Raw genomic sequence first — 25,256 nt, 5'->3', positions numbered from 1 at the left:
TCCAACATCCAGGACTGGATCGCCGAGGCGCGCATCGAGATCGAGATGGTGCGGCTGCTCACCCTCAAGGCCGCCTACATGATGGACACCGTCGGCAACAAGAAGGCTGCCACCGAGATCGCCGCCATCAAGGTCGCCGCCCCGAACACGGCGCTCAAGATCGTCGACCGCGCGATCCAGGTGTTCGGCGGAATGGGCGTCACCGACGATGTGCCGCTGGCCACCTTCTACGCCCACCTGCGCACCCTGCGGCTGGCCGACGGCCCCGACGAGGTGCACAAGCGGGCCATCGCCCGGCGGGAGCTGCGGCCGTATGTCAAGGCTCAGGCCGAGACGGTGCCGGGCGTGTCCGACGACGTGTTGTCGGCCCGCTTCTGACGAGACGCAAACGGGGGACAGGAAACAATCATGATGGGGAGACGCGGTGAGCGATAATTCGGCAGGATTGGCCTCGATTCCGGAACTGGATCTGGAAGCCTTCGGGAAGTGGTTGCACAGCAACGGAATCGACATTCCCCATCATGTGACGGTCACACGTGTGGGCATTGGTCAATCCAATCTCACCTACCTGCTCACCGACGGGGACTGGCGGTGGGTGTTGCGGCGCCCACCCGTCGGCAACCTCCTCGCCTCGGCACACGACGTGGTGCGTGAGGCGCGGATCCTGTCGGCGCTGGCCGATACTCCGGTACCGGTGCCTCATATCCACGCGGTGTGCACGGACACGTCGGTGAGTCCGGCGCCGCTGGTGGTGATGGAACACGTCGACGCCACGGTGCTGGACAACCTGCCCGCCGCGGAGGCGCTGAGCGTGCAGCAGCGCCGGTCCGTCGGCAAGTCGATGGTCGACACCCTGGCCACGATCCACGAGGTGGACATCGACGCCGTCGGGCTCGCCGACCTGGCCAGTCACAAACCGTACGCGGAGCGTCAGGTCAAGCGGTGGAGTTCGCAGTGGGAGAAGTCCAAGACCCGCGACATCCCGGCCGTCGACGACCTGACGAAACGGTTCCTAGAGGGCGCACCGGAGCAGCACGAGCTGCGTTTGGTGCACGGTGATTTTCACATCCGCAACGTGATGATCGACCCGGCCGCCGCGTCGGTGAAGGCGGTGCTCGACTGGGAACTGTCCACGCTCGGTGATCCGCTCGCCGACATCGGCAGTACGCTGGCCTACTGGCCGTCGGTCGGTGGGCCGCAGCTCAGTGCGGCGCCGGTGGAACTGCTCGACGGCTTCCCTGACCAGGCCACACTCGCCGCCGACTACGTCGAACGCACCGGACGCGACCCCAAGGCACTCAAGTACTGGCATGCGCTCGGCCTGTGGAAGGTGGCGATCATTGCCCAGGGCATTCTCAAACGCGTGCAGGACAACGAGTCGAACCGGGCCGCGGGCGGGGTGCCCACCCACACCGTCGTCGACTCGATGCTGGACATGGCGTTGTCGGTGGCCGACGACGCCGGGATCTGAGAGTTTCCGCTACAGGGCCGGGGCTGGGAAGATGTCCGATATGACAACGCGGAGCGCGCCGGAACCGACGCGACCTTTGCCGTCGCTGGCCGGGGAAGTGGCGGACAAGCCCAAACAACCCGTCACCGCGCGCGGCGAGCGGACCAGGAGTGCTCTGGTCGCCGCCGCGCGTCGTGTTTTCGAGCGAGACGGATTCCAGGAGTCCCGGCTCACCGACATCACCGCCGAGGCCAACTGCTCCACCGGAACCTTCTACACCTATTTCCAGAGCAAAGAGGAGATCCTCGACGCGGTGTTCAGCGAGGCGCACCAGGACATGCTGCACCCGGGTTATCCGCACATCGACGACGACGCTGATCCGGTCGCTGTACTCGAGGCGTCCAATCGGGCGTACTTCGAGGCGTATCGGCGCAACGCCAAGCTGCGGCTGGTCCTGGAACAGGTGACGGCCAACAGCCCCGAGTTCCGCAAACAACGACTGCTGCGTGGCAGCGCGTTCTCCGAACGCAATGCCCGCCACATCGCCCGGCTGCAGGAACGCGGTCTGGCCGACGCCGACATCGACCCGACCGCGGCGGCGCAGGCGTTGTCGGGCATGGTCTCGCGCATGGCCTATCAGGCTTTCGCGCTCGGCGACGGCGCCGATATCGATCAGTTGGTATTCACCGCAACCCGTTTGTGGGCCAACGCCATCGGCATGCACCGCCCGGACGCGCCGACCGGCTGAGAAGGCCCACTCCACCCCGCCGGGGACTGTTTATGTGTTGGTGGTGAGGGCGTCGATGCCGTGTTTTGTCTTTTTTCTTGTCCGACGCGCCGGCGTGAATCGAGGAGGGTGAATGTCGCGAGTATTGGTGGCCAACCGGGGTGAGATCGCGCTGCGCGTCATCGCCACGGCAACCGAACTGGGGATGGACACAGTCGCCGTGTACGCCGCCGACGATGCTCAGCTGCCGCATGTCGCGGCCGCGACCATGGCTGTGGCGCTGGACGGTTCGGGACCGTCCGCGTACCTGGACCGGGCCGCTGTCGTCGCCGCCGGCCGCGACAACGGCGCCGATCTGGTCCATCCGGGATACGGATTCCTCAGTGAGGACGCCGGATTCGCGGCAGCCTGTGCCGATGCCGGACTCACCTTCGTCGGACCCGACCCGCAGATCCTGAATACATTCGGTGACAAGGTGAGTGCCCGCACGGCCGCAGTCGACGCCGGGGTGCCGGTCCTGGCCGCGACCGAATCCGGCATCGACGAGGCCGCTGCGATCAAGTTTCTCGCCGGCTGCCCCGACGGCATCATGATCAAGGCTGTCGCCGGTGGCGGTGGGCGCGGCATGCGTCCGGTGGCCCACGCCGACGAGGTGTCGCGGGTGTTCCGGATGTGCGCGGACGAGGCCCGCGTCGCGTTCGGCAACGGCGACCTTTTCGCCGAGGAACTGCTGGCCGACGCGCGCCATATCGAGGTGCAGGTGGTGGCCGCACCCGGAACTGGCGGTGCGACAGTCGCTCTGGCGATAGGGGACCGGGACTGCAGCGTGCAGCGTCGGCGGCAGAAGCTCATCGAGGTAGCACCGGCCCAGTGGCTTGCCGACGATCTGCGAGCCGCGCTGCACTCCGCCGCCGTCGATCTGTGCGCCCGCAACGGTTACCGCGGCCTGGCCACCGTCGAATTCCTCGTCGCCGGTAACAGATTCGTCTTCCTGGAGGTCAATCCACGGATCCAGGTGGAACATACGGTCACCGAGGAGACGACCGGTGTGGATCTGGTGGAGGTGGGGCTACGTATCGCGCTCGGCGCGGAACTTGCGGAATTGTCTTTGCCGCAGGGTGTTTCGGCTCGGTCCGGCGACGTGACGGGAACGCCGGCGATGGCGCGCGGCATCGCAGTGCAGGCCCGCGTCAACACGGAGACCCTGTCCGCCGACGGTGAGGTGTTCGGGTCGTCGGGCACGCTCACCGGATTCTGCCCTCCCACCGGGCCGGGGATCCGGGTCGACACCTTCGGCCGGCCGGGACTGGAGATCGGTACCCGGTACGATTCGCTGCTGGCCAAGGTGATCGTGCATACGAGGGCGGCCGATTTCGGGGTGTGCCGCCGCAAGGCCGCCACCGCTCTCAACGGCTTCGCGATATCCGGTGTGGACACGAACATCGCTGTGCTGCTGTCGATTCTGTCCGACGAAGAGTTCAACTCCGGACCGGTCACCACGTCGTATCTGCAACGACACTCCGGCGAATCCGCACGTACGGCACCGGCGGTGGGCGCGGGCCCCGTCGTCGATGCCGCGGCGGGGGACGTGCTCGTGCGGGCGCGCCTGACCGGTCTGGTCGTGGAGGCCCCGGAGGCCGGGGCAACGGTGTCCGCCGGTGATCCGGTGGCCGTGCTTGAGGCGATGAAGATGCAGCACGTGGTGACCGTGGATCATCCGGTCACCGTTGACCAAGCGCTCGTGTCGGCCGGTGCGCACGTCCGGGCAGGCGACCTGCTCGCCATAGCCCACGCGGTCGACGACACCGGGCGGGATTCGGCGGTCGCCGATCTCGACCCCGACCACATCCGGCCCGACCTCGCCGAGGTGCTCGACCGCAGGTACCGAACCACCGACGCGGCCCGTCCCGATGCCGTGGCCAAACGGCACCGTGCCGGACGCCGCACTGCCCGCGAGAACATCGACGACCTGATCGATGCCGGCAGCTTCGTCGAATACGGGGCGTTGACATTGGCGGCGCAGCGCAGCAGGAGATCGGAGGAGGATCTGATCGCGAACACGCCCGGCGACGGATTCGTCGGGGGAGTAGCGACCGTCGGTGCCGACGTCCACGGCGCGGATGCGGCGACCACCGCGGTCATGTCGTACGACTACTCGGTCCTCGCCGGTACGCAGGGTATGCGCAATCACGATAAGACCGACAGATTGCTGGATGTGGTGCGGCGCAAACGTATTCCGCTGGTTCTGTTCGCGGAGGGCGGCGGGGGGCGCCCCGGCGATACCGATGCTAACGGGGCATTCGGATTGGAGCTCAACACCTTTCGCGCACTCGCCGGGCTGCGGGGCGTGGTGCCCACCGTCGCTGTGGTCTCGGGCCGCTGCTTCGCCGGCAACGCCGCTCTGGCCGGTGCCTGCGACGTGCTGATCGCCACCCCCGACGCCAACATCGGTATGGGCGGTCCGGCGATGATCGAGGGCGGCGGCCTGGGCCGGCACCGGCCCGAGGAAATCGGCCCGGTCGATGTCCAGGTGCGTAATGGAGTGGTGCACATCCTCGCCGACGACGAGGCCGGCGCGGTGGATATCGCCCGAGACTATCTGTCGTATTTCCGGGGCCCGGTGGCCGACTGGACGAAACCCGACCCGCGCCACGCGCGACATGTGGTGCCCGAGAACCGGTTACGGTCATACGACGTCCGCGCCGCTATCGACGCGATCGCCGACACCGGCACTGTGCTGGAATTGCGTCGCGACTACGGCGTCGGGGTGGTGACGGCGCTGATCCGGGTCGAGGGAGTGGCCTACGGTGTGGTGGCCAATTCCGGTCTGCACCTGGGCGGGGCGATCGACGCAGAGGCCGCCGACAAGGCCGCCGACTTTCTGCAACTATGTGAAGGTCACCGGCTGCCACTGGTGATGCTTTGTGACACACCAGGGTTCATGGTCGGACCGGAGTCGGAGACCGAAGCGACGGTGCGTCGCTTCAGCAGCATGTTCGTCGCAGGGGCCCGGCTGACGGTGCCGTTCGGGATGATCATCCTGCGCAAGGCCTACGGCCTGGGTGCCATGGCGATGGGCGGCGGTTCCTTCCATGCCCCCGAATTCACCATCGCCTGGCCGACCGGCGAAGTCGGTCCGATGGGCCTCGAAGGAGCGGTGCGGCTCGGTTTCCGCAAAGAACTCGAGTCCGCCGATCCGGCCGAGCGGGACGCGCTGTTCGCGAATCTGGTGGCGCTGGCGTACGAGCGGGGCAAGGCGCTTTACGCGGCCACCACCTACGAGATCGACGACGTCATCGATCCAGCGGCATCACGGGACTGGATCCGATTGCTCGCCCGCACCGGCGACAAATAACCCGGCGGTGGTCGGGAAGCTACCAGTTGGGGGTCTGCCAGCCGCGTCGGATGCGGCGCCGGTCGGTACCGCTCGCGGACGGTGATTCGAATTGTGGGGGCGCCGGGGAACGCGGGGGCCGGACCACCGGTCCGGTGTCGGCAGTGCGCATCTGTTCCTCGACCGGGCCGTTCGCCGGGTCGAAGGCGTCCAGGTCGAGCATTCGCGCGTGGATCACATTCCGGCTGCGCAGGGCCGACCGCACGGCGCGATGCAGGCCGTCCTCCAGATACAGCTCGCCCTGCCACTTCACGACATGCGCGAACAGATCGCCGTAGAACGTCGAATCCTCACTGAGCAGGCGGTCGAGCGCCAGGACCGTGGTGGTGGTGGACAGCTCGTCGAGGCGGAACTGCCGCGGCGGGATGGTTGCCCACGTGCGGCCGGACACGTCGTGGTCGGGATAGGGTTTGCCGTCCTGAACCCTTTTGAAGATCATCGCGCCCCATCCTCCTCGGTCACTCTGGAGTGTACGGAACGACCGTCGTATGCACCGTTTCGTAAGATGATGGTCAATCTGGCGATCACGCGGCGAGGAGGGTGATGCGGTGTCCGTTACCGATGACCGGCGATTCGCGATCCTGCGTGCGATAGTCACCGACTATGTCTCCACGCAGGAGCCCGTCGGGTCGAAGAACCTGGTGGATCGGCACAAGCTCGGTGTGTCCAGCGCGACAGTGCGCAACGACATGGCAGTGCTGGAGGCCGAGGGCTACATCGCACAACCGCACACCAGCTCCGGACGGGTTCCCACCGACAAGGGATACCGGCTGTTCGTCGACCGGATCAGCGAGGTCAAACCGCTCTCACCGGCCGAACGCCGCGCGATCCTCTCGGTGCTCGATTCCGGTGTCGACCTCGACGACGTGTTGCGCCGGTCGGTGAAGCTGCTTGCCCAGCTGACGCGGCAGGTGGCGATCATCCAGTACCCGGTGCTCTCGTCCGCAACTGTCCGCCACCTCGAGGTGGTGTCGCTGTCTCCGTCGCGGCTGCTGCTGGTGGTGATCACCGACAACGGCCGGGTCGAACAGCGGATGGTGACCCTGTCGGCCGACATCGATGAGCGCGACAGCGCGCGGCTGCGTGACATGTTCTCCGTCGCCCTGCACGGCCAGCGGCTGGAAGCGGCATCGGCGGCCGTGGCCGAACTGGCCAACCAGGCGCCCGACGACATCCGTCACCACGTGGTCCGGGTGGCGACCGTGCTGGTGGAGACCCTCGTCGAGCGCGGCGACGACCGGCTCATCCTCGGCGGCACGTCCAACCTGGCGCGGTCCGCCTCGGACTTCACTCCGCTGCTCGGTGGCATGGACTCGGTGCTTGAGGCCCTCGAGGAGCAGGTCGTCGTGCTCAAGCTGCTCGCCCACACGCAGCAGGTGGGCGGGGTCACCGTGCAGATCGGTGAGGAGACGCAAACGGAGAACCTGCGGGGCACAGCTGTCGTGTCGACCGGGTACGGTGCATCGGGAACGGTGTTCGGCGGAGTGGGTGTGCTCGGCCCCACACGGATGGACTATCCAGGAACAATCGCGTCGGTGGCAGCCGTTGCCAAGTACGTGGGCGAGGTACTCGCCGAGCGGTGACCGGCCGGGATGAGCATTTCGGCATCGGACCGACGTCAGTACCGCACCGGACAATTGAGTGAGAACTGAGGACGAAGACAACCGTGGCACGTGACTACTACGGAATCCTGGGTGTTTCCAGGGACGCAGGCGATCAGGAGATCAAACGCGCCTATCGCAAGAAGGCACGCGAGCTGCACCCCGACGTCAATCCGGGCCAGGAGGAGCAGTTCAAGGAGGTCAGCACCGCCTACGAGGTGCTGAGCGACCCGGAGAAGCGGCGCATCGTCGACGCCGGCGGCGACCCGCTGGCCGGTCCGGCCGGTGGTTTCGGTGGTGGCGGGTTTGCCGGCGGGGGTCTCGGCGACGTGTTCGAGGCGTTCTTCGGTGGCGGCGGAGGCGGCTTCGGCGGAAACCGTGGCCCCAAGAGCCGGGTTCGTCCCGGCGAGCGGGCGTTCGTCAGCGTGCAACTGGACCTGGCCGAGTGCGCCACCGGTGCGCAGAAGGAGATCACCGTCGACACGGCGATCCTCTGCGACCAGTGCAAGGGTGCCGGCACCGCTGGTGACTCCAAGCCGGTGACCTGTGGGATCTGTCACGGCGCCGGTGAGATCCAGGCCGTGCAGCGTTCGTTCCTCGGTCAGGTGATGACCGTGCGCGAATGCCCCACCTGCCATGGCGTGGGCGAGGTGATCTCCGATCCGTGCGGCAAGTGCGGCGGCGATGGGCGCGTCAAGTCACGGCGCACGATGACCGTCAAGATCCCGGCGGGTGTCGAGGCCGGGATGCAGGTGCGGCTCAGCGGCCAGGGTGAGGTCGGGCCCGGTGGCGGTCCTGCCGGCGACCTGTACGTCGAGATCGCCGAGAAGCGTCACGACGTGTTCGTCCGTGACAAGGACGACCTGCACTGCACCATCACCGTCCCGATCGCCGACGCCGCGCTCGGCGGTGAGGTGACCGTCGAGTCGATCCTGGGTGATCCGGTGACGATCACCATCCCGCAGGGCACCCAGCCCGGCCACGTGATCAAGGTGCGCGGGCAGGGTATGCCGCATCTGAACACCGGGGTCCGGGGCATGCTGCACGCACACCTGGACGTGGTGGTGCCCACCAAGCTCGATGCGGCCCAGACTGTGGCGCTGCGCGATTTTCAGGCGCTCAGTGCCACCGGCCCGGCCGTTGTCGACGCATCGGTGGCCACGGCACCGGGCGGGTTCTTCTCACGCCTGCGCAACGCGTTCGCGACCCGCTGACCTGATGGGCGCACCACTGTTCTGGGTGGAGTCGGTGCCGTCGGCGGGTGCGGAGGTGCTGGTGAGCGGGCCCGAGGGCAGGCATGCCGTGACCGTGGTGCGGGTACGCCCCGGCGAGATCATCCGCATCGGCGACGGCCGCGGATCGGTCGCGGACTGCGAGGTCACCGAGGTCGCCGGCAAGGACAAATTGCGGGCGAAGGTCCGTACGTTCACCTTCACCGACCGGCCGCGTCCGGCGGTGACCGTGGTGCAGGCCCTGCCCAAGGCCGAACGGTCCGAACTGGCCGTCGACCTGGCCACCCAGGCCGGCGCCGACCGCATCGTGCCGTGGCAGGCCGCCCGGTGCGTGTCCCGTTGGACCGGCAAGTCCGACAAGGGCATCCGGAAGTGGGAGCAGGCCGCCGAGGCGGCTGCCAAGCAGGCGCGCCGGGCGTGGGTTCCGGAGATCACGGCTTTGGCCGGCACCACCGATGTGCGGTTCCGGTGCGCCGCCGCGATGGCCGCCGGCGGGGTTGTCGCGGTGCTGCACGAGGAGGCGGGCACCGGCTTTGCGACGCTGCCGCTCGCGGATGCGAAGGAGATCGTGCTGGTCATCGGGCCTGAAGGCGGCATCGACGACAACGAGCTGGCCGATCTGACGGCGCTCGGCGCGACCGCCGTTCAGCTCGGCCCCGAGGTGCTGCGCACGGCCACCGCCGCCGCAGTCGCACTCGGCGCGATCGGTGTCATGACCCAGCGATGGTCCCGATGAACGCCCAGCGGGTACCGGTCAACCGGGTGAAGGTGGCCTACGGTGACTCGCCGTCGAACTTCGGACACATCTACCACGCCGCCGGAACCGGCGCAGACGAGCGGCGCATGCGCCCCATCGTGCTGATCCACGGCGGATACTGGTCCGCCGAATTCTCGCTGACGATCCAGTCCGCGATCGCCCGGCAGTACGCCGAACTCGGGGCCCTGGTGTGGAGCATCGAATACCGGCGCGTGGGCGAGCCGGGCGGTGGCTGGCCGGGCACCGGACGCGATGCCGTCGCCGCGATCAAGGCCCTCGATGACCTGGTGCCCGAGGCCCTCGACCCACTGGTGGCCGGCCGTGTCGACTGGTCGCAGGTCGCGGTGGTGGGGCACTCGGCGGGTGGTCAGCTCGCGGTGTGGTCGACGGCGCAGCTTCGCGCCCGGACCCGGAACACCACGATCAGTACCGTCGTCGCCCAGTCGGCCGCGCTGAACCTGGAGGCCGCGGCCCGCAGCGGCAGCGAGTCGGTGCTCGCCCTCGTCGGCAGGCCCTACGAGGAGGCGCCGCACCTGTACCGAGAGGCGTCGCCGTGGGCGCAGGAACCGTTCGACGCGCATGTGGTGGCCATCCACGCCGCCGACGACACGACGATTCCGCCGATCGTGAGTCGCCGCTATGTGGACCGGATGACCGAGCGCGGGCAGTCCGCCGAACTGGTGGAGGTGCCGGACGAGGGGCACAGTGCGTTCTGCGACCCGCGCAGCCGCGCGAACCGCGAAACCGCCCGTGTGCTCGGTATCTGAGCGCGCCGATATCGAGTCCGGGTTGTCCGTCGATGCGGGTTAGACTGGCCTTCACCGATGCCGTGTAGTTCAAGGAGTGATTCAGTACGTGAGTGACGACAACCCCGATTCGTCCGGACGCACCGGTCGGCCGTCTGCGGTCACGTCAACCACCGAAATAGCTCCCGACGTGGTTTTCGCACTGCTCGGTACCAACGATGCGAACCTCCGCGCACTCGAGAAGCTGCTGCCCGCCGACATCCATGTGCGCGGCAACCGGGTGACGCTCAGCGGGGCTTCCGAGGATGTGGCCGGTTCCGAGCGGGTGCTGACCGAACTGCTTGACCTGGTTCGCCGCGGCACCCCGCTGACCCCGGACCTGGTGCGCAGCAGCGTGTCGATGCTGTCGCAGAACACCGGTGATTCGCCCGCCGAGGTGCTCTCGCTCGACATCCTGTCTCGGCGCGGCAAGACGATCCGCCCCAAGACGCTCAATCAGAAGCACTACGTCGACGCCATCGACAAACACACCATCGTGTTCGGGCTGGGCCCGGCCGGTACCGGCAAGACTTACCTGGCGATGGCCAAGGCCGTGCAGGCGCTGCAGTCCAAAGAGGTCACCCGCATCATCCTGACCCGGCCCGCCGTCGAGGCCGGCGAACGTCTCGGTTTCCTGCCAGGCACCCTCAGCGAGAAGATCGACCCCTATCTGCGGCCGCTGTACGACGCGCTGCACGACATGATGGACCCGGAGAACATCCCCAAACTGATGGAGGCCGGAGTGATCGAGGTGGCCCCGCTGGCGTTCATGCGCGGGCGCACCCTCAACGATTCGTTCATCATCCTCGACGAGGCGCAGAACACCACCGGCGAGCAGATGAAGATGTTTCTGACCCGGCTCGGATTCGGTTCCAAGATCGTCGTCACCGGCGACATCAGCCAGGTCGACCTGCCGGGGGCGTCGCAGAGCGGGCTGGCCGCGGCCACCCGCATCCTCGACGGCATCGACGACATCCATTTCGCGCAACTCACCAGCGCCGACGTCGTGCGGCACCGGCTGGTCGCCGATATCGTCGACGCCTACGGTCGGGCCGAGTCGCAACTGTCGGGCAACCGCGCCGAGCGGCGCGCCACGGCCCAAGGACGGCGCTCATGACCATCGAATTCGCCAATGAATCAGGGGTCGAGGTCCCCGATCAGCTGATCCTGGACGCGGCCCGGTTCGCGATCGCCGCCCTCGACGTCAACCCGGCCGCCGAACTGTCGGTGCTGTGCGTGGACCTGGACACGATGGCCGACATGCACGTGCAGTGGATGGACCTGCCCGGACCCACCGACGTGATGAGCTTCCCGATGGACGAACTCGTGCCCGGCAGCAGGCCGGACAGTTCCGAGCCGGGTCCGGCGCTGCTCGGCGACATCGTACTGTGTCCGGAGTTCGCGGCGCGGCAGGCCAAGGAGGCCAGGCACTCGTTCGAGCACGAATTGTCCGTGCTCACTGTCCACGGCGTGCTGCACCTGCTGGGCTACGACCACGCCGAACCCGACGAGGAACGCGAGATGTTCGGTCTGCAGGCCAAGATCATCGATGAGTTCTATGCCGAGCGACATCGAGTCGCACAGCGTGCCCGGCAGTCCGCGAAGGACGACCGGTTGCTCGACAACATCGGGTTCACCGGTGGCGCGGGCGTCGGCTCCGGTCCGGTACCCGGCGGCGAGGACGCGCGGTGAAGACTCCCCACGACCTGTGGCTGGTCGTCGCCGCGGTGGTCGCCATGGGTGTGGGGGGATTGTTCGCCGCGATCGACGCCGCGGTGTCGACAGTCTCCGCCGCCCGGGTCGAGGACCTGGTCAAGGACAGGCGGGCGGGCGCAGCGCGGCTGGAGAAGATTCTCGAAGCCCGTGGTGTCTATGTGGGTCTGGCCGTCCTGCTGCGCGTGGCGTGCGAAACCACCGCCATTGCCCTGATCGCGGTGGTGCTCACCGATTCGGGTCTGGGCGTCGGCTGGGGCCTGCTGGTGACGGTGGCCGCGATGGCGGTCATCTCGTACGTGGCCGTCGGGGTGGGTCCGCGGACGTTGGGCCGCCAGCACGCCTACTCGTTGTCGCTCGCGTCGGCGTTTCTATTGCAGATTCTCGGTGTGCTGTTCACGCCGATCACTCGGCTGCTGATCCTGGTCGGTAACGCGCTTACTCCGGGCAAGGGCTTCCGCAACGGTCCCTTCGCGACGGAGGTGGAGTTGCGTGAGGTGGTCGACCTGGCCGAGGCGAGCGGGGTGGTGGCGGCCGGTGAACGCAAGATGATCCAGTCGGTGTTCGATCTCGGTGACACCAACGCGCGTGAGGTGATGGTGCCGCGTCCGGAGATGATTTGGATCGAGGCCGACAAGACGATTACGCAGGCCGCGAATCTCGCTGTGCGATCAGGACATTCACGCATACCGGTGATCGGGGAGAATCCGGACGACATTCTGGGTGTGCTCTATCTGAAGGACGTCGTCGCGCATGCGCTCGGTGCCGGTGACGGTCCGATGAGTGTGCGCCCGGGCGATCAGTTCGTTCCGGCGTCCACCATGCCGGTGTCCGAGCTGATGCGGCCCGCCGAGTTCATCCCGGACTCCAAACCGCTGGACAAGGTGCTCGCCGACATGCAGCGCACCCGCAACCACATGGCGCTGCTGGTGGACGAGTACGGCGGCATCGCGGGCCTGGTCACCATCGAGGACGTGCTGGAGGAGATCGTCGGTGAGATCACCGACGAGTACGACACCGACGAGGTGGCTCCGGTCGAGGAACTCGGTGACGGCGTTTACCGGGTGTCGGCGCGTCTGCCCGTCGAGGATCTCGGCGAGTTGTTCGACCTCGACATCGATGACGACGAGGTGGAGACCGTCGGTGGCCTGGTCGGTCTGCGGCTCGGGCGGGTGCCGCTACCCGGCGCGGAGGTGGAGGCTGAAGGTCTGCTGCTCATTGCTGAGGGTGGCCCGAATCATCAAGGAAGACAACGGATCACTACGGTTCTCGTGCGGCGGGTGCGGCTTCCCGAAGAGGTCGGCGATCACGGTGAGGGCGCCGATTCCGGTGACGGCCATCCTTCCGCGAAGGAATCTCACAGCAAGGAATCTCGATGAGTGCACCCGTCCCGGAGGACGACAAACTGATCGTGCTCGCCCGGGGTGCGCTGGCGCGCGCCGAGACCACTTCGGGCGCCGCGGTGCGTGACGGCGACGGCCGGACCTACGCCGGTGCGCCCGTGGCGACGTCCGCGCTCACACTCACCGCGTTGCAGGTGGCGGCGGCGACGGCGCTGTCGAGCGGTGCGCAGTCGTTCGAGGCCGCCGTGATCGTCGGCGGTGCGGACGACGATCCGGGGCTGGACCTCGTCGCCGAGATCAGTCGCGGCGCGTACACGCTGATCACCGATCTGAAGGGGGCCGTCGTGTCGAAGGTTGTGGCCCGATGAGCGGCAAGACGACGACGGGGGAGTTCCGTTCCGGCTTCATCTGTTTCGTCGGCAGGCCCAACACCGGCAAGTCCACGCTCACCAACGCGCTCGTCGGTGAGAAGATCGCCATCACGTCGAACCGGCCGCAGACCACGCGGCACACGATCCGCGGCATCGTCAACCGCGACGACGCCCAACTCATCCTCGTGGACACACCCGGCCTGCACCGGCCGCGCACGTTGCTCGGTCAGCGCCTCAATGATCTTGTGCGCGACACCTATTCGGAGGTCGACGTGATCGGGGTGTGCATCCCCGCCGATGAGCCGATCGGTCCCGGCGACCGCTGGATCGTCAAACAGGTCCGTGAGATGGCTCCGCGCACAACGGTTCTCGGCGTGGTCACCAAGATCGACCGAGTCACTCCCGACAGGGTCGGCGCGCAGCTCATCGCGTTGGCCGACCTGCTCGGCCCCGACAGCGAGGTGGTACCGGTGTCGGCGAAGTCGGGCAAACAGCTCGACGTGCTCGCCGATCTGCTGGTCTCCCTCGTCGAACCCGGGCCCGCGTTCTACCCCGATGGCGAACTGACCGACGAACCCGAACAGGTCCTGATGGCCGAGTTCATCCGCGAGGCCGCGCTCGAGGGGGTGCGTGATGAACTGCCGCACTCGCTGGCCGTGGTGATCGAAGAGGTCATCGACCGGGAGGACCGCCGCGACGATCAACCGCCGATGGTGGACGTGCACGCGATCCTGTACGTCGAACGCGACAGCCAGAAGGGCATCATCATCGGCAAGAAGGGTGCCCGGCTCAAAGAAGTGGGCACGGCCGCACGGACGCAGATCGAAAAGCTGCTGGGCACCAAGGTGTACCTGGACCTGCACGTCAAGGTGGCCAAGGACTGGCAACGCGACCCCAAACAGCTGCGGCGCATGGGATTCTGACCCGTGCGGATCTACCGGGATGAAGCGGTGGTCCTGCGCCGGCACAAGCTGGGGGAGGCCGACCTCATCATCACGATGCTCACCCGCGAACACGGACTGGTCCGGGCCGTCGCCAAGGGGGTGCGGCGGACCCGGTCCAAGTTCGGGGCGCGTCTGGAACCGTTCGCGCACGTGGATCTGCACCTGTACCCGGGACGCAATCTGGACACCATCACCCAGGCGCACACGTTGCACGCGTTCTGCGACGTGATCGCCGCCGACTACGGCCGGTACACGACGGGCTGCGCTATCGTCGAGACCGCCGAACGGCTTGCCGGTGAGGAGCGTGCCCCGGCCGCCCGGTTGCACCAGCTGACGGTGGGAGCGCTGACGGCGCTGGCCGAGGACCGGCGGCCGCGCGAACTGATCCTCGACGCATTTCTGCTGCGGGCGATGTCGTACGCCGGCTGGATGCCATCGCTCAGTGAGTGCGCCCGGTGTGGGCGTCCGGGACCGCACCGGGCCTTTCACGTCGCCGCCGGTGGGGCGGTCTGCGTACTGTGCCGTCCGCCAGGCGCCGCGACACCGTCGCCCGGTGTGCTGGAGCTGATGGACGCGCTGTACCGGGGCGAATGGGGGGCAATCGACTCGGTGAGCGACTCGGTGAGCCGTCAGGCGAGCGGACTGACCGCCGCGCACCTGCAGTGGCATCTGGAGCGGCAGCTGCGAACCCTGCCGCTGATCGAACGGTCGGCGCCGCATAGTGTGGGCGCTGAGCCGTCCTAAACCCCACCGATACGGGTCGGCACGTCAATAATTGCGATTGTGACGGCTATTGGTGGGGTTTGTGACGGGTGCACACCGAGAGGAGCCGATGGAGATGGCGTTGCGTCCGGGTCGGCGGGTGGCCGGGCCCGTCACACAGGTTCGTCCGCCCGATCCACATCCGAGCGGTGCCGTCGCGCCGGCGATCCCGGCCGAGTTCGTGCCCCGGCATGTCGCGCTCGTCATGGACGGTAACGGCCGCTGGGCCCAGGACCGCGGATTGCCGCGCACCGAAGGGCACAAACGCGGCGAGGCCGTGCTCATGGATGCGGTGTGCGGCTGTATCGAGTTGGGGGTGGGATGGCTGTCGGCGTACGCCTTCTCGACGGAGAACTGGTCGCGCAGCCCGGACGAGGTGAAGTTCCTGATGGGCTTCAACCGGGACGTGATCCGCCGCCGCCGCGACGAGATGAACGAGATGGGCGTGCGGGTGCGGTGGGCCGGGCGCCGGCCTCGGTTGTGGCGCAGCGTCATCCGCGAGCTCGAGGTGGCCGAGGAACTGACCAAGGACAACACCGTGATGACGCTGACGATGTGCGTCAACTACGGTGGGCGCGCTGAAATTGCTGATGCGGCAAGGGAAATCGCCCGGCGTGCGGCGCGCGGCGAGATCGATCCGGAACGGATCACCGAGGCATCGTTCGCAAAATATCTCGACGAGCCCGACATGCCGGATGTCGACCTGTTCCTGCGGCCGTCCGGGGAGCAGCGGATCTCCAACTTCCTGCTGTGGCAGTCGGCGTACGCCGAAATGGTGTACCAGGAGAAGCTGTTTCCCGACTTCGACCGGCGCGACCTGTGGGCCGCATGCCTGGAGTACGCCGAACGCGACCGTCGTTTCGGGGGTGTGAAGAAATGACCGGCCCGGAGGCAGCGGATCTGATGAACCGGATCGCCGGGATCGTCGGGCAACTCGGCGATGTGGTGAGCGCCGACGACGAGTCGGTGGTGCTGACAGTAGGCGGCACCCGGGCATCGCTGCGGGCGCTTTCGCTCGCACCGGGCCTGGACGTCGTGAGCGTGATTCAGCTGGTAGCCGACCGGGTCACCAACTCCGAGGCGCTGCGGGACATGGTCGAAACGGCCGATGCACGACTCGGTTTCGGGTCGTTGCGGCGCTCCGACTTCGACAAACCCATCACCGATGTCCTGCTGTATTACACGTTCCCGGCCGGGACTCTCGACGACGACGCGTTGCTGACCTTGCTGCACATCGTGTTGTCCTCGGGTGCGGACCTCGGCGAGACGTTGGGTTAGGGATCTACCGTTCGCCGCAAGAGGCCCTCACTGTTGAGTGCAAGAGGCCCTCACTGTTGAGTGCAAGAGGTACAGTGGCCGAACACCTCGACCGTGTGGTTGATGCCGGTGAACCCGTGCTCGGCGGCCACCCGCGCGGCCCACTCCTCGACGGGTTCGGCCTGCAGTTCGACGGTGGTGCCGCAGGATCGGCACACCAGGTGATGGTGGTGGCCTGCCGAGCAGTGTCGATAGCGGGTCTCACCCGATCCGTCCCACAGCGCGTCGATCTGTCCGCTCTGGCTCAGTGCCTGCAGATTCCGGTAGACGGTGGTCAGGCCGATCGATTCGCCGCGCCGCTTGAGCTGGTCGTGCAGTTCCTGCGCGGACAGGAAGTCGTCGGAGGCGGCGAGGGCGTCGGCGATCGCGGCCCGCTGGCGGGTGGAGCGGACACCGGTGACCGGGCCCGATTTGGTGTCGTCGGGAGCGCTCACTCGTGGGTCCGAACGCTCGCGGTCTGCCCGGTCGCACCGTCGGGAGTGTCATGCGGTTCGGATGCGTGGATGAGGGCGTCGGTGACGATGTGGGCGACGTGATCGTCGACGAGTTCGTACATGATCTCGCGGCCGTTGCGCCGGCCGCGGACCACACCGGCGTCCTTGAGGACCCGCAGGTGCTGGCTGACCAGGGGCTGGCTGAGTCCGAGTTCGCCGACCAGTTCGTGCACGCATTTGAACCCGGTCCGAAGGGACAGCACGATCCCGATCCGGGTGGGCGATGCCAGAGCGCGCAGCAGTTCACTCGCCGCCTCGCGTGCGGGCAGGTCGTCCGGGGTTGCCGCAGTGCTCATCGCCTATCCTTCCGGGCTGCTCGGGCTGGGCTGCGACCAGTTTAAAGGAAATGGTTTTCATCCGGGACGGCGCAGGTGGGGGCCGGAGAATCGGGCGGTACCCTGTATGGGTTGCCGTTCAACCCACTACTCATCGGAGATCAGTTAACCGTGGCCCCGCAGTCGAAAGTCGATGCCGTCGTCAATCTCGCCAAACGCCGGGGCCTGGTGTACCCGTGCGGTGAGATCTACGGCGGAACACGCTCTGCCTGGGACTACGGCCCGCTGGGGGTGGAGATCAAGGAGAACATCAAGCGGCAGTGGTGGCGGTCGATGGTGACCGGCCGCGAGGACGTCGTCGGCCTGGATTCGTCGGTGATCCTGCCGCGCCAGGTGTGGGTGGCCTCCGGGCATGTCGCGGTGTTCAACGATCCGCTCGTCGAATGCCTGAGTTGTCACAAGCGGCACCGGCAGGATCATCTGCAGGAGGCGTACGCCGAGAAGAAGGGCATCGATGATCCGGAGTCGGTGCCGATGTCGGAGATCGTGTGTCCCGACTGCGGCAACAAGGGGCAATGGACCGAGCCACGCGACTTCAACATGATGCTCAAGACCTACCTCGGCCCGATCGAGACCGAAGAGGGTCTGCACTACCTGCGGCCCGAGACCGCGCAGGGCATCTTCGTCAATTTCAAGAACGTGATGACCACCGCCCGCAAGAAGCCTCCGTTCGGAATCGCCCAGATCGGCAAGAGTTTCCGCAACGAGATCACCCCGGGCAACTTCATCTTCCGCACCCGCGAGTTCGAGCAGATGGAGATGGAATTCTTCGTCAAACCCGGCGACGACGAACAATGGCATCAGTACTGGATCGACCAGCGTCTCAACTGGTACGTCGAACTCGGTATCGATCCCGAGAATCTGCGGTTGTTCGAACATCCGAAGGAAAAGCTGTCGCACTACGCCAAGCGGACCGTCGACGTCGAGTACAAGTTCGGTTTCGCGGGCAATCCGTGGGGCGAGCTCGAAGGGGTTGCCAACCGCACCGACTTCGATCTGTCCACCCATTCCGAGCATTCCGGCGAGGACCTGTCGTTCTTCGACCAGGCTTCGGGTGATCGGTACACGCCGTACGTTATCGAGCCGGCGGCCGGCCTGACGCGTTCGCTGATGGCCTTCCTGTGCGACGCGTTGGTGGAGGAGGAGGTGCCCAACGCCAAGGGCGGCACCGACACCCGCACCGTGCTCAAGCTCGATCGGCGCCTCGCACCGATCAAGGCCGCGGTCCTGCCGCTCTCGCGCAACGAAAAGCTCTCGCCCAAGGCCCGTGATCTGGCCGCCGAACTGCGCAAGCACTGGAACGTCGAATTCGACGACGCGCAGGGCATCGGCAAGCGTTACCGCCGCCAGGACGAGATCGGCACACCGTTCTGCGTGACCGTCGACTTCGACACCCTCGATGATCAGGCCGTCACCGTCCGCGAGCGCGACACCATGAGCCAGGAGCGCGTTGCCCTCGACAAGGTCGTCGAGTACCTCGGTGGCAAGCTCGTCGGAGCGTGAGCCCGCGCGGCTGCCCGGCGACTGTCCTTGTGGATCGTTGAGTCGCCGTGACCAGCCGTGTTCTGTCATAGTTGACCCAGCAATTTCCTGTTCCTGATGCAGGTGTTGCGGGGGACAAGGGGTCCATGGTGCCCGCGACGCAGTGAGAGTGAGTGAGTTATGGCCGAGAGCGGCAAGGTTGTCCATTACGACGCGAACCGGGGATTCGGGTTCCTCGCGCCCGACTCGGGCGGTGCCGATGTGTTCCTGCACATCAACGACATCGACATCGATGAAGGTCTGCTCAAGCCCGGCGCCAAGGTGTCGTTCGACGTCGAGGACACCGACCGCGGGTCCAAGGCCACCAACGTGGCGGTGACCGAACCGGCCGCCGACGACGGTGCGGGTGCCCGCGCCCATCGTCGCGAGGATCGGGACGGTGGTGGTCATCGCGGCAATGACCGCAACCACGATCGCGGACACGACAGGGGCCATGACCGCGGACACGACAGGGGACCGCGACGTGGTCGTGGCGGGCCGGGTGCGCTCGACGCCGCCGCCTTCTCCGAGGAGATCACCGAACTGCTCCTTGATTCGGCCGACGACCTGACCGCCGCGCAGATCGTGGCGATCCGCCGCCGGATGACCGACTTCGCGGTTGCGCGCGGCTGGGTGAACGACTGACCGCAGGGGACACCCGGCCGGGCGTGAACGCGGCCATGGATACTGGGGGCATGGTTAATCCGGCTCTCGCGCCCGGCGCCCCGGCAACCGCCTTCTACGGTGAGGAAGCCGTCGAACGGATCGTCCCGGAGGCGGCCAAGGTGGCAAGCCTTCCGGGTACCCGCACCGACCACCGCAGCGACTACGCGCGCGATCGTGCCCGAGTCCTGCACTGTGCCGCGCTGCGTCGCCTCGCCGACAAATCCCAGGTGGTCGGACCACGGGAGGGCGACACACCCAGGACGCGGCTCACCCACTCGCTGGAGGTCGGGCAGATCGGCCGGGGCATCGCGATCGGCCTCGGCTGCGAACCCGACCTCGTAGAACTCGCCGGCCTCGCCCACGACATCGGGCATCCGCCGTACGGACACAACGGCGAACGCGCACTGAACACGTTCGCCGCCGACCACGGCGGATTCGAGGGCAACGCGCAGAACCTGCGGATCCTGAGCAGGCTCGAACCGAAGATCGTGTACGCCGACGGTTCCAGCGCCGGCCTCAACCTCACCCGGGCCTCGCTCGACGCCACGCTGAAGTATCCGTGGACCCGGCGCCCGCCCAAGGTCAAGTTCGGTGCCTACGACGACGACAAGCACATCCTCGACTGGATTCGCCGCGACGCGCCCGGCGACAAGAAGTGCCTTGAAGCGCAGGTGATGGACTGGTCCGACGACGTCGCCTACTCGGTCCACGACCTTGAGGACGGGGTGATCGCCAACCGCATCGACCTGCGGACGCTGGCCGATCCGAGTGATCGGCGTGCCCTCGCCGAGATCGGGATGATGGAGTTCGACGGACTCGACGAGAACGCCCTCATCGACGCATCGGAGCGGCTGTCGAAGATGGACATCGTCAAGGCCGCCGGCGCATTCGACGGCACCCTCGACGCCTCTGTTGCGCTCAAGCGGCTCACGAGCGAACTGATCGGCCGGTTCGCGTCGGCGGCCATCGAAGGCACCCGGGCCGCGGTGGACAGGCGGCCGGTGAGCCGCTACGACGCCGACCTCGTCGTCGACCCGCTGGTCGCAGCCGAGGTGGCGACGCTGAAAACCCTTGCGCTGCGCTACATCTTCTCCAATGAGCGCCATCGTGCCAATCAGGCGCGCCAGCGCGAGCGGATCCACCGGGTGGCCGAATGGCTCACGGCCGCCGCGCCCGGTGGTCTCGACCCGATCCTGGTCCCGATGTGGGAGGCGGCCGAGAACGACACCGCGCGGATGCGAGTGATCGTCGACCAGATCGCCTCCATGACCGAGAGTCGGCTGGAGCGCACCGACAAGCAGAACTCGGGCGCCCAGGCGCACTTGGGTTGATCGCGGGTGAGCTGTCGACTACCGCGTGTGCGAGATGTCGACGACAACCCGGATCGGTTTGGTCAGCGAGCTGATCCGGACGGCGGGGTTGTGTCCGTCGATGCCGACGAAGCCGGTCGCCTGGCCCTCGAATACGCTGGTCAGATACACCTGCCGGACCTGGTGGACGCCCGCGATCGGGTTGGGCCCCGAATAGGGCTTGACGCCGGTGTCCGCTGGATAGCCGAGTCCGGTGAGCTGTACCTCCAGGATGCTGCGGCCGTGGATGCTTACCGGTTTGCCGCTGCTCGGGCTCTTCGGATTCTTCGTGTAGGACGCGTACCAGCCGGGTGTACCTTTGCCCGCGAGGTCGAAGACGACGCGGTCGAATCCGGCGTGGTGACCGAAGCGCACGCCCGTCACGGTCAGCGCAGCTCTATTGGAAGCAGGCCGGGACGCCGGGACCACCTTCGCCGGAGTCGGTCCCGCGGCCAAGACGATGGCGCCGGTAGGCTGCGTCGAGCCTACCGGCGAACCATTCAAGTCCCCGCCGTCTGCGCTGTCACAACCGGCCATCAGCAGTGCGGTTGCGGTTCCGAGGGCGATCACCAGTCGCGTGTTGCTCATACATCCGGTATATGCCTGAATCGCCCGGCGCAACACGAGTGTCATTCGCCTGAATGATGTCACCGATGATGGTGCCGCCGGACTAATCGGTGTCGTGAGCCTGGTCGGTGTCGTTGGCCTGATCGAGGATGGCCTGCAGATACTCGCCCGGTAGCAGCCCGCCGGAGAAGTCCACGAGTCGTCCGATGGGTACCGACGACATCATCTTGGCCATATCGACGCCGAGAGCGGCACCCGACTGATCCTCGCCCTCATTTGCGGCATCCGCTCCGCCGGTGACACCGAACATGGCGTCGGTGATCGGCTTGATGCCTTCGGCCGCCGCGGGATCGGCCATCACCTCGCCGATGGTGGACTGCAGCGTAAGCGGTACCCGCACCACGTCGCCGGTGACGTCGACGGCCGCGGAGAGCCGGATATCGCGGCTCGACGATCCGACATGCACGGTGTACGAACCTGATTCGACCACCAACCGGTGAACTCTGGTGTCCCAGTACGCGATATCGTCGCGCGGGATGAACACCGACACCGGTACCGACTCGCCCGCCGCCACACCGACATTGGCGAAACCCTTCAGCTCGCGCGGCGGCCGCGACACCGACGACGTGGCGGCACCCAGGTACACCTGCACGATCTCACGGCCGTCGCGGGCACCGGAGTTGGTGAGCCGCAACGTGACCCGGATTCCGTCGGTCCCGGATTCGACGGCCAGATTGTCGTAGTCGAACGTTGTGTAGGAGAGCCCGTGTCCGAACGGGTAGGTGACGTCGAGGGCGCGGGCGTCGTACCAGCGGTAGCCGATGAACAGTCCTTCGCCGTAGACGACGTGGCCGTGTTCGCCGGGGAAGTGCAGGTACGCCGGGGTGTCCTCGATACGGCGGGGCAGGGTTTCGGTCAGTCGGCCCGAAGGATTGATGTCGCCGAACAGCACGTCGGCCAGGCCCGTACCGATCGCCTGCCCGAGGAGCGCGGCATCGAGGACCGCGGGTGCATCGATCACCGAGACGTGCAGCGCACCACCGTGACACAGGACGACGACGGTGCGCGGATTTGCCGCGAGCACCCGCACAGCCAGCGCGATCTGGTCGGCGGGCAGGTCGATGGTGGTGCGGTCGAATCCTTCGGACTCCTGACCCTCGCCGAGTCCGAGGAACAGGACCACGGTGTCGGCCGATTCGGCAAGGGCGATCGCCTCGTCGGCCAGCAGCGGTGCGGCATCCGGACCGGTGGTGTAGCCGGGTGCGAACGGGACCTCGCGGCCGGCACGGGCACGAATAGCATCGATCGGTGCGTCGACGCGGGTGGCGTTCACATGCGACGATCCACCGCCCTGGTAGCGGGGTTCGGCGGCCAGCGCGCCGATGACGGCAATGCCGTCGTCCGGGCCGAGCGGGAGCAGGTCGCCGTCGTTGCGCAGCAACACCACGGCCTGCGCAGCGATCTCCCGGGCCAGGCGGTGGTGGGCATCGAGATCGACGGCGCCGGAATCGGGTATGGCCGCGGCTGCGTCGCGGGCCTTGACCGCCAAGTCGATCACGCGGCCCGCGGAGACCAGCAGGTCGCCGGCCGCCAGCGTGCCATCGGCCACCGCGGCGGCGACCTTCGCGTCGCCGGGTTCGCCACCGAACGGCATCGTCAGGTCGAGTCCGGCGGCGACGGCACTCACCCGGTCGGCGACCGCACCCCAGTCGCTGACCACCAGGCCGTCGAAACCCCAGTCCTCGCGCAGGATCGTGGTCAGCAGTTCGCGGTTCTCGAACGCGTAGACGCCGTTGATCTTGTTGTACGAGCACATCACCGTCCAGGGCGCTGCGGTGCGCACCACGTGCCGGAAGGCGCGCAGGTACAACTCGTGCAGGCTGCGTTCATCGATGTCGGCGCTGACCCGCATGCGGTCGGCCTCTTGATTGTTGGCGGCGAAATGCTTGAGCGAGGTACCCACGCCGCGGGTCTGCACGCCGTCGACGAAGGCTGCGGCCATATGTCCGGTGAGCAGCGGGTCCTCGGAGAAGTACTCGAAGTTGCGGCCGCCGAGGGGAGAGCGTTTGAGGTTGATGCCGGGGCCGAGGACAACCGACACCCCTTGCGTGCGGGCCTCGTCGGCGATGGCGTTACCGGCCCGGCGCGCCAGGTCCGGGTTCCATGTCTGGGCCAGGGCGACCGCCGGTGGAAAGCAGGTGGCGGGCACGCTGCCGGAGACGCCGAGATGGTCGCTGGCGCCTTCCTGCTTGCGTAGTCCGTGCGGGCCGTCGGTCAGCATGATGGACGGGACACCGGCCACCGGCTTGGTGGTCCAGAAGTCCTGCCCGCTGGTCAGCTGGGCCTGTTGTTCGACGGTGAGATCGGCGGCGTTCGGGGTGTTATCGGACACGCGTACGACCGTAGCGTGTGGCATGGTCCGGTGGGTCGGGTTGGGTGCCGGTAGATCACCGGATCCGGGACACGATCGCGGCTCGGGGGCCGGGTCCTACAATGGGCGGCGTGCCTGGACGAATCCCCGATCGTGATATCGCCGCGATCCGTGAGCGGACACACATCGAGGAGATCGTCGGCGACTATGTGGCATTGCGGCGCGCCGGTGCCGACTCGATGAAGGGGCTGTGCCCGTTTCACGACGAGAAGTCTCCGTCTTTTCATGTGCGGCCGGGCCGCGGGTTGTTTCACTGCTTCGGCTGCGGCGAGGGCGGTGATGTCTTCTCTTTCCTGCAGAAGCAGGAGCACATCACGTTCGTGGAGGCCGTGGAACAGATGGCCGACAGGGTCGGTTACCGCATCAACTATGAGGGCGGCGGCACCGCCATCGCGGTCAACCGGGGTACGCGGGCCCGGCTGGTGGCCGCGAACACCGCGGCGCAGAAGTTCTATGCCGAACAGTTGCGGACCCCGGCTGCGCAGAAGGCGCGGGACTACCTGACCGAGCGTGACTTCGATGGCGTCGCGGCAGCGAGCTTCGGGTGTGGCTATGCCCCCGACGGCTGGGACACGATGACGAAAGCGTTGCTGTCGCAGGGTTTTACATTCAACGAGCTCAAGGACGCGGGGCTCTCGACCGAAGGGCGCAAAGGTCCGGTCGACAGATTCCGGCGCCGTCTGCTCTGGCCGATCCGCAATCTCGGCGGCGACGTAATCGGCTTCGGTGCCCGCAAATTGTTCGACGACGACAACCTCGGCAAGTACATGAACACGCCGGAAACCATGCTGTACAAGAAGTCTCAGGTGTTGTTCGGGCTCGACCACGCCAAGAAGAACATCGCCAAAGGCCATCAGGTGGTGATCGTCGAGGGTTACACCGATGTGATGGCGATGCATCTGGCGGGAGTGACCACCGCGGTCGCCTCCTGCGGCACCGCGTTCGGTGAGGAACACCTCGCGCTGATCCGGCGGCTGATGATGGACGACTCGTACTTCCGCGGCGAGGTCATCTACACCTTCGACGGCGATGACGCGGGAAAAGCGGCTGCGCTCAAGGCATTTGAAGGGGAACAGAGTATCTCGGGACAGACGTTCGTGGCCATCGCCCCCGACGGGACGGATCCGTGCGAGTTGCGTCAGCGCAGCGGCGACGGAGCCGTCCGCGACCTGATCGCGCGGCGGGTGCCGATGTTCGCGTTCGCCATCAAGGCGCTGCTGTCGGCGCACGACCTGGACACCGCCGAGGGCCGGGTACACGCACTGCGCGACGCCGTGCCGGTGGTGGCACGCATCAAGGACGTCAGTCTGCGTGACGAGTACGCCCGCCAGTTGTCGGGCTGGGTGGGCTGGGACGACGTCGCCCAGGTCCTGCGCAGGGTTCGTCAGGAGAGCGCCAAGCGCGGTGCGCCGGGCGGGCGTAAGGACCGGTCGGGGGTCCGCGGACGAGCGCCCGGTCCCGAACAGGCCACGATGCCGATGAGCGTGATGCCGCGAC

The 25,256-nt window shown here is 67.1% G+C and carries 25 protein-coding genes; 20 read left to right on the top strand and 5 right to left on the bottom strand.

The genetic code is table 11. From position 1 onward, the window contains the following. From KDB67_RS14140 to KDB67_RS14125, 4 genes are all read left to right on the top strand, one after another. A partial coding sequence (locus tag KDB67_RS14140) for an acyl-CoA dehydrogenase family protein (RefSeq protein WP_291016737.1) occupies positions 1-378 on the top strand: 378 nt, incomplete at its 5' end. A 46-nt stretch (positions 379-424) separates the two neighbouring features. Continuing rightward, positions 425-1,471, top strand: coding sequence for a phosphotransferase family protein (locus KDB67_RS14135; protein WP_291016734.1), 1,047 nt, complete (start codon positions 425-427; stop codon positions 1,469-1,471). 40 nt (positions 1,472-1,511) lie between these two features. After that, positions 1,512-2,198, top strand: a complete 687-nt coding sequence (locus KDB67_RS14130; protein WP_291016731.1) for a TetR/AcrR family transcriptional regulator — start codon at positions 1,512-1,514, stop codon at positions 2,196-2,198. A 112-nt stretch (positions 2,199-2,310) separates the two neighbouring features. Beyond that, positions 2,311-5,532, top strand: coding sequence for a carboxyl transferase domain-containing protein (locus tag KDB67_RS14125; protein WP_291016728.1), 3,222 nt, complete (start codon positions 2,311-2,313; stop codon positions 5,530-5,532). Positions 5,533-5,551: 19 nt separating this feature from the next. On the opposite strand, the gene KDB67_RS14120 is transcribed toward KDB67_RS14125, so the two are convergent. Then, complete coding sequence (locus KDB67_RS14120; RefSeq protein ID WP_291016725.1) at positions 5,552-6,010, bottom strand: type II toxin-antitoxin system VapB family antitoxin; 459 nt, start codon at positions 6,008-6,010, stop codon at positions 5,552-5,554. Between the two features lie 109 nt (positions 6,011-6,119). Between KDB67_RS14120 and hrcA the strand changes: the two genes are divergently transcribed. The 12 genes from hrcA (at position 6,120) to KDB67_RS14060 (ending at position 16,357) form a co-directional block, all read left to right on the top strand. After that, complete coding sequence (gene hrcA, locus KDB67_RS14115) at positions 6,120-7,154, top strand: heat-inducible transcriptional repressor HrcA (RefSeq protein ID WP_291016722.1); 1,035 nt, start codon at positions 6,120-6,122, stop codon at positions 7,152-7,154. A gap of 83 nt (positions 7,155-7,237) precedes the next feature. Further along, complete coding sequence (dnaJ, locus tag KDB67_RS14110) at positions 7,238-8,386, top strand: molecular chaperone DnaJ (protein WP_291016720.1); 1,149 nt, start codon at positions 7,238-7,240, stop codon at positions 8,384-8,386. A gap of 4 nt (positions 8,387-8,390) precedes the next feature. Continuing rightward, the gene (locus KDB67_RS14105) at positions 8,391-9,140 is read left to right on the top strand and encodes a 16S rRNA (uracil(1498)-N(3))-methyltransferase (RefSeq protein WP_291016718.1); all 750 of its coding nucleotides are present in this window, start codon (positions 8,391-8,393) and stop codon (positions 9,138-9,140) included. Next, entirely contained in the window at positions 9,137-9,928 is a 792-nt protein-coding gene (locus KDB67_RS14100) for an alpha/beta hydrolase (RefSeq protein WP_291016746.1), read from the top strand. Before KDB67_RS14105 ends, KDB67_RS14100 begins: the two co-directional genes overlap by 4 nt. Before the next feature lie 88 nt (positions 9,929-10,016). After that, complete coding sequence (locus tag KDB67_RS14095; RefSeq protein ID WP_291016716.1) at positions 10,017-11,063, top strand: PhoH family protein; 1,047 nt, start codon at positions 10,017-10,019, stop codon at positions 11,061-11,063. Beyond that, entirely contained in the window at positions 11,060-11,638 is a 579-nt protein-coding gene (gene ybeY / locus KDB67_RS14090) for an rRNA maturation RNase YbeY (RefSeq protein WP_291016714.1), read from the top strand. Before KDB67_RS14095 ends, ybeY begins: the two co-directional genes overlap by 4 nt. Before the next feature lie 44 nt (positions 11,639-11,682). Beyond that, positions 11,683-13,038, top strand: coding sequence for a hemolysin family protein (locus tag KDB67_RS14085; RefSeq protein WP_291016743.1), 1,356 nt, complete (start codon positions 11,683-11,685; stop codon positions 13,036-13,038). Continuing rightward, the gene (locus KDB67_RS14080) at positions 13,035-13,370 is read left to right on the top strand and encodes a cytidine deaminase (RefSeq protein ID WP_291016712.1); all 336 of its coding nucleotides are present in this window, start codon (positions 13,035-13,037) and stop codon (positions 13,368-13,370) included. The genes KDB67_RS14085 and KDB67_RS14080 overlap by 4 nt, the downstream gene beginning before the upstream one ends. Beyond that, positions 13,367-14,296 (top strand): GTPase Era, encoded by a 930-nt coding sequence (gene era, locus KDB67_RS14075; RefSeq protein ID WP_291016710.1) that lies wholly within the window; start codon positions 13,367-13,369, stop codon positions 14,294-14,296. The genes KDB67_RS14080 and era overlap by 4 nt, the downstream gene beginning before the upstream one ends. Positions 14,297-14,299: 3 nt before the next feature. Beyond that, positions 14,300-15,061: a DNA repair protein RecO gene (recO, locus tag KDB67_RS14070; protein ID WP_291016709.1), complete on the top strand. Its 762-nt coding sequence runs from the start codon at positions 14,300-14,302 to the stop codon at positions 15,059-15,061. Between the two features lie 94 nt (positions 15,062-15,155). Next, on the top strand, positions 15,156-15,959 hold the full coding sequence (locus KDB67_RS14065) for an isoprenyl transferase (RefSeq protein WP_291016740.1): 804 nt from the start codon (positions 15,156-15,158) through the stop codon (positions 15,957-15,959). Continuing rightward, the gene (locus tag KDB67_RS14060; protein ID WP_291016706.1) at positions 15,956-16,357 is read left to right on the top strand and encodes a hypothetical protein; all 402 of its coding nucleotides are present in this window, start codon (positions 15,956-15,958) and stop codon (positions 16,355-16,357) included. The genes KDB67_RS14065 and KDB67_RS14060 overlap by 4 nt, the downstream gene beginning before the upstream one ends. 50 nt (positions 16,358-16,407) lie before the next feature. Here the strand turns inward: KDB67_RS14060 and KDB67_RS14055 are convergent, their stop codons facing one another. Together KDB67_RS14055 and KDB67_RS14050 are read right to left on the bottom strand one after the other, a co-directional pair. Next, positions 16,408-16,830, bottom strand: coding sequence for a Fur family transcriptional regulator (locus tag KDB67_RS14055; protein WP_291016704.1), 423 nt, complete (start codon positions 16,828-16,830; stop codon positions 16,408-16,410). Then, a complete protein-coding gene (locus tag KDB67_RS14050; protein WP_291016702.1) occupies positions 16,827-17,186 on the bottom strand; it encodes a metalloregulator ArsR/SmtB family transcription factor in 360 nt (119 codons plus the stop codon). Before KDB67_RS14050 ends, KDB67_RS14055 begins: the two co-directional genes overlap by 4 nt. A gap of 150 nt (positions 17,187-17,336) precedes the next feature. Between KDB67_RS14050 and KDB67_RS14045 the strand changes: the two genes are divergently transcribed. The 3 genes from KDB67_RS14045 to KDB67_RS14035 all read left to right on the top strand — a co-directional run bounded on the left by KDB67_RS14045 (position 17,337) and on the right by KDB67_RS14035 (position 20,743). Then, positions 17,337-18,728 (top strand): glycine--tRNA ligase, encoded by a 1,392-nt coding sequence (locus KDB67_RS14045; RefSeq protein WP_291016699.1) that lies wholly within the window; start codon positions 17,337-17,339, stop codon positions 18,726-18,728. Positions 18,729-18,887: 159 nt separating this feature from the next. After that, positions 18,888-19,391, top strand: coding sequence for a cold shock domain-containing protein (locus KDB67_RS14040; RefSeq protein WP_291016696.1), 504 nt, complete (start codon positions 18,888-18,890; stop codon positions 19,389-19,391). A 50-nt stretch (positions 19,392-19,441) separates the two neighbouring features. Continuing rightward, a complete protein-coding gene (locus KDB67_RS14035) occupies positions 19,442-20,743 on the top strand; it encodes a deoxyguanosinetriphosphate triphosphohydrolase (RefSeq protein WP_291016693.1) in 1,302 nt (433 codons plus the stop codon). A gap of 18 nt (positions 20,744-20,761) precedes the next feature. Here KDB67_RS14035 and KDB67_RS14030 read toward each other — a convergent pair whose 3' ends face one another. Further along, positions 20,762-21,349, bottom strand: a complete 588-nt coding sequence (locus KDB67_RS14030; RefSeq protein WP_291016691.1) for a hypothetical protein — start codon at positions 21,347-21,349, stop codon at positions 20,762-20,764. 82 nt (positions 21,350-21,431) lie between these two features. Then, positions 21,432-23,720, bottom strand: coding sequence for a glycoside hydrolase family 3 C-terminal domain-containing protein (locus KDB67_RS14025; RefSeq protein ID WP_291016688.1), 2,289 nt, complete (start codon positions 23,718-23,720; stop codon positions 21,432-21,434). A 110-nt stretch (positions 23,721-23,830) separates the two neighbouring features. Here KDB67_RS14025 and dnaG point away from each other — a divergent pair. Beyond that, positions 23,831-25,256 (top strand): DNA primase (gene dnaG / locus KDB67_RS14020; RefSeq protein ID WP_291016687.1); only part of this gene is annotated, 1,426 nt, incomplete at its 3' end.

Source organism: Gordonia sp. (in: high G+C Gram-positive bacteria) (genome assembly GCF_020438995.1).
Lineage (GTDB): Bacteria > Actinomycetota > Actinomycetes > Mycobacteriales > Mycobacteriaceae > Gordonia.
The sequence above is the reverse complement of the archived record's forward strand: the minus strand, read 5'-3'. Positions and strand labels throughout refer to the sequence as shown.

Bases quoted from the DNA above. Each gene is read 5' to 3' on its own strand.
- KDB67_RS14040 (WP_291016696.1), top strand. From the start codon at position 18,888: ATGGCCGAGAGCGGCAAGGTTGTCCATTACGACGCGAACCGGGGATTC.
- KDB67_RS14080 (WP_291016712.1), top strand. From the start codon at position 13,035: ATGAGTGCACCCGTCCCGGAGGACGACAAACTGATCGTGCTCGCCCGG.
- KDB67_RS14130 (WP_291016731.1), top strand. From the start codon at position 1,512: ATGACAACGCGGAGCGCGCCGGAACCGACGCGACCTTTGCCGTCGCTG.
- era (WP_291016710.1), top strand. From the start codon at position 13,367: ATGAGCGGCAAGACGACGACGGGGGAGTTCCGTTCCGGCTTCATCTGT.
- KDB67_RS14125 (WP_291016728.1), top strand. From the start codon at position 2,311: ATGTCGCGAGTATTGGTGGCCAACCGGGGTGAGATCGCGCTGCGCGTC.
- KDB67_RS14120 (WP_291016725.1), bottom strand. From the start codon at position 6,010: ATGATCTTCAAAAGGGTTCAGGACGGCAAACCCTATCCCGACCACGAC.
- KDB67_RS14065 (WP_291016740.1), top strand. From the start codon at position 15,156: ATGGCGTTGCGTCCGGGTCGGCGGGTGGCCGGGCCCGTCACACAGGTT.
- KDB67_RS14105 (WP_291016718.1), top strand. From the start codon at position 8,391: ATGGGCGCACCACTGTTCTGGGTGGAGTCGGTGCCGTCGGCGGGTGCG.
- KDB67_RS14050 (WP_291016702.1), bottom strand. From the start codon at position 17,186: ATGAGCACTGCGGCAACCCCGGACGACCTGCCCGCACGCGAGGCGGCG.
- KDB67_RS14060 (WP_291016706.1), top strand. From the start codon at position 15,956: ATGACCGGCCCGGAGGCAGCGGATCTGATGAACCGGATCGCCGGGATC.
- KDB67_RS14030 (WP_291016691.1), bottom strand. From the start codon at position 21,349: ATGAGCAACACGCGACTGGTGATCGCCCTCGGAACCGCAACCGCACTG.
- KDB67_RS14100 (WP_291016746.1), top strand. From the start codon at position 9,137: ATGAACGCCCAGCGGGTACCGGTCAACCGGGTGAAGGTGGCCTACGGT.
- ybeY (WP_291016714.1), top strand. From the start codon at position 11,060: ATGACCATCGAATTCGCCAATGAATCAGGGGTCGAGGTCCCCGATCAG.
- KDB67_RS14085 (WP_291016743.1), top strand. From the start codon at position 11,683: ATGGGTGTGGGGGGATTGTTCGCCGCGATCGACGCCGCGGTGTCGACA.
- KDB67_RS14035 (WP_291016693.1), top strand. From the start codon at position 19,442: ATGGTTAATCCGGCTCTCGCGCCCGGCGCCCCGGCAACCGCCTTCTAC.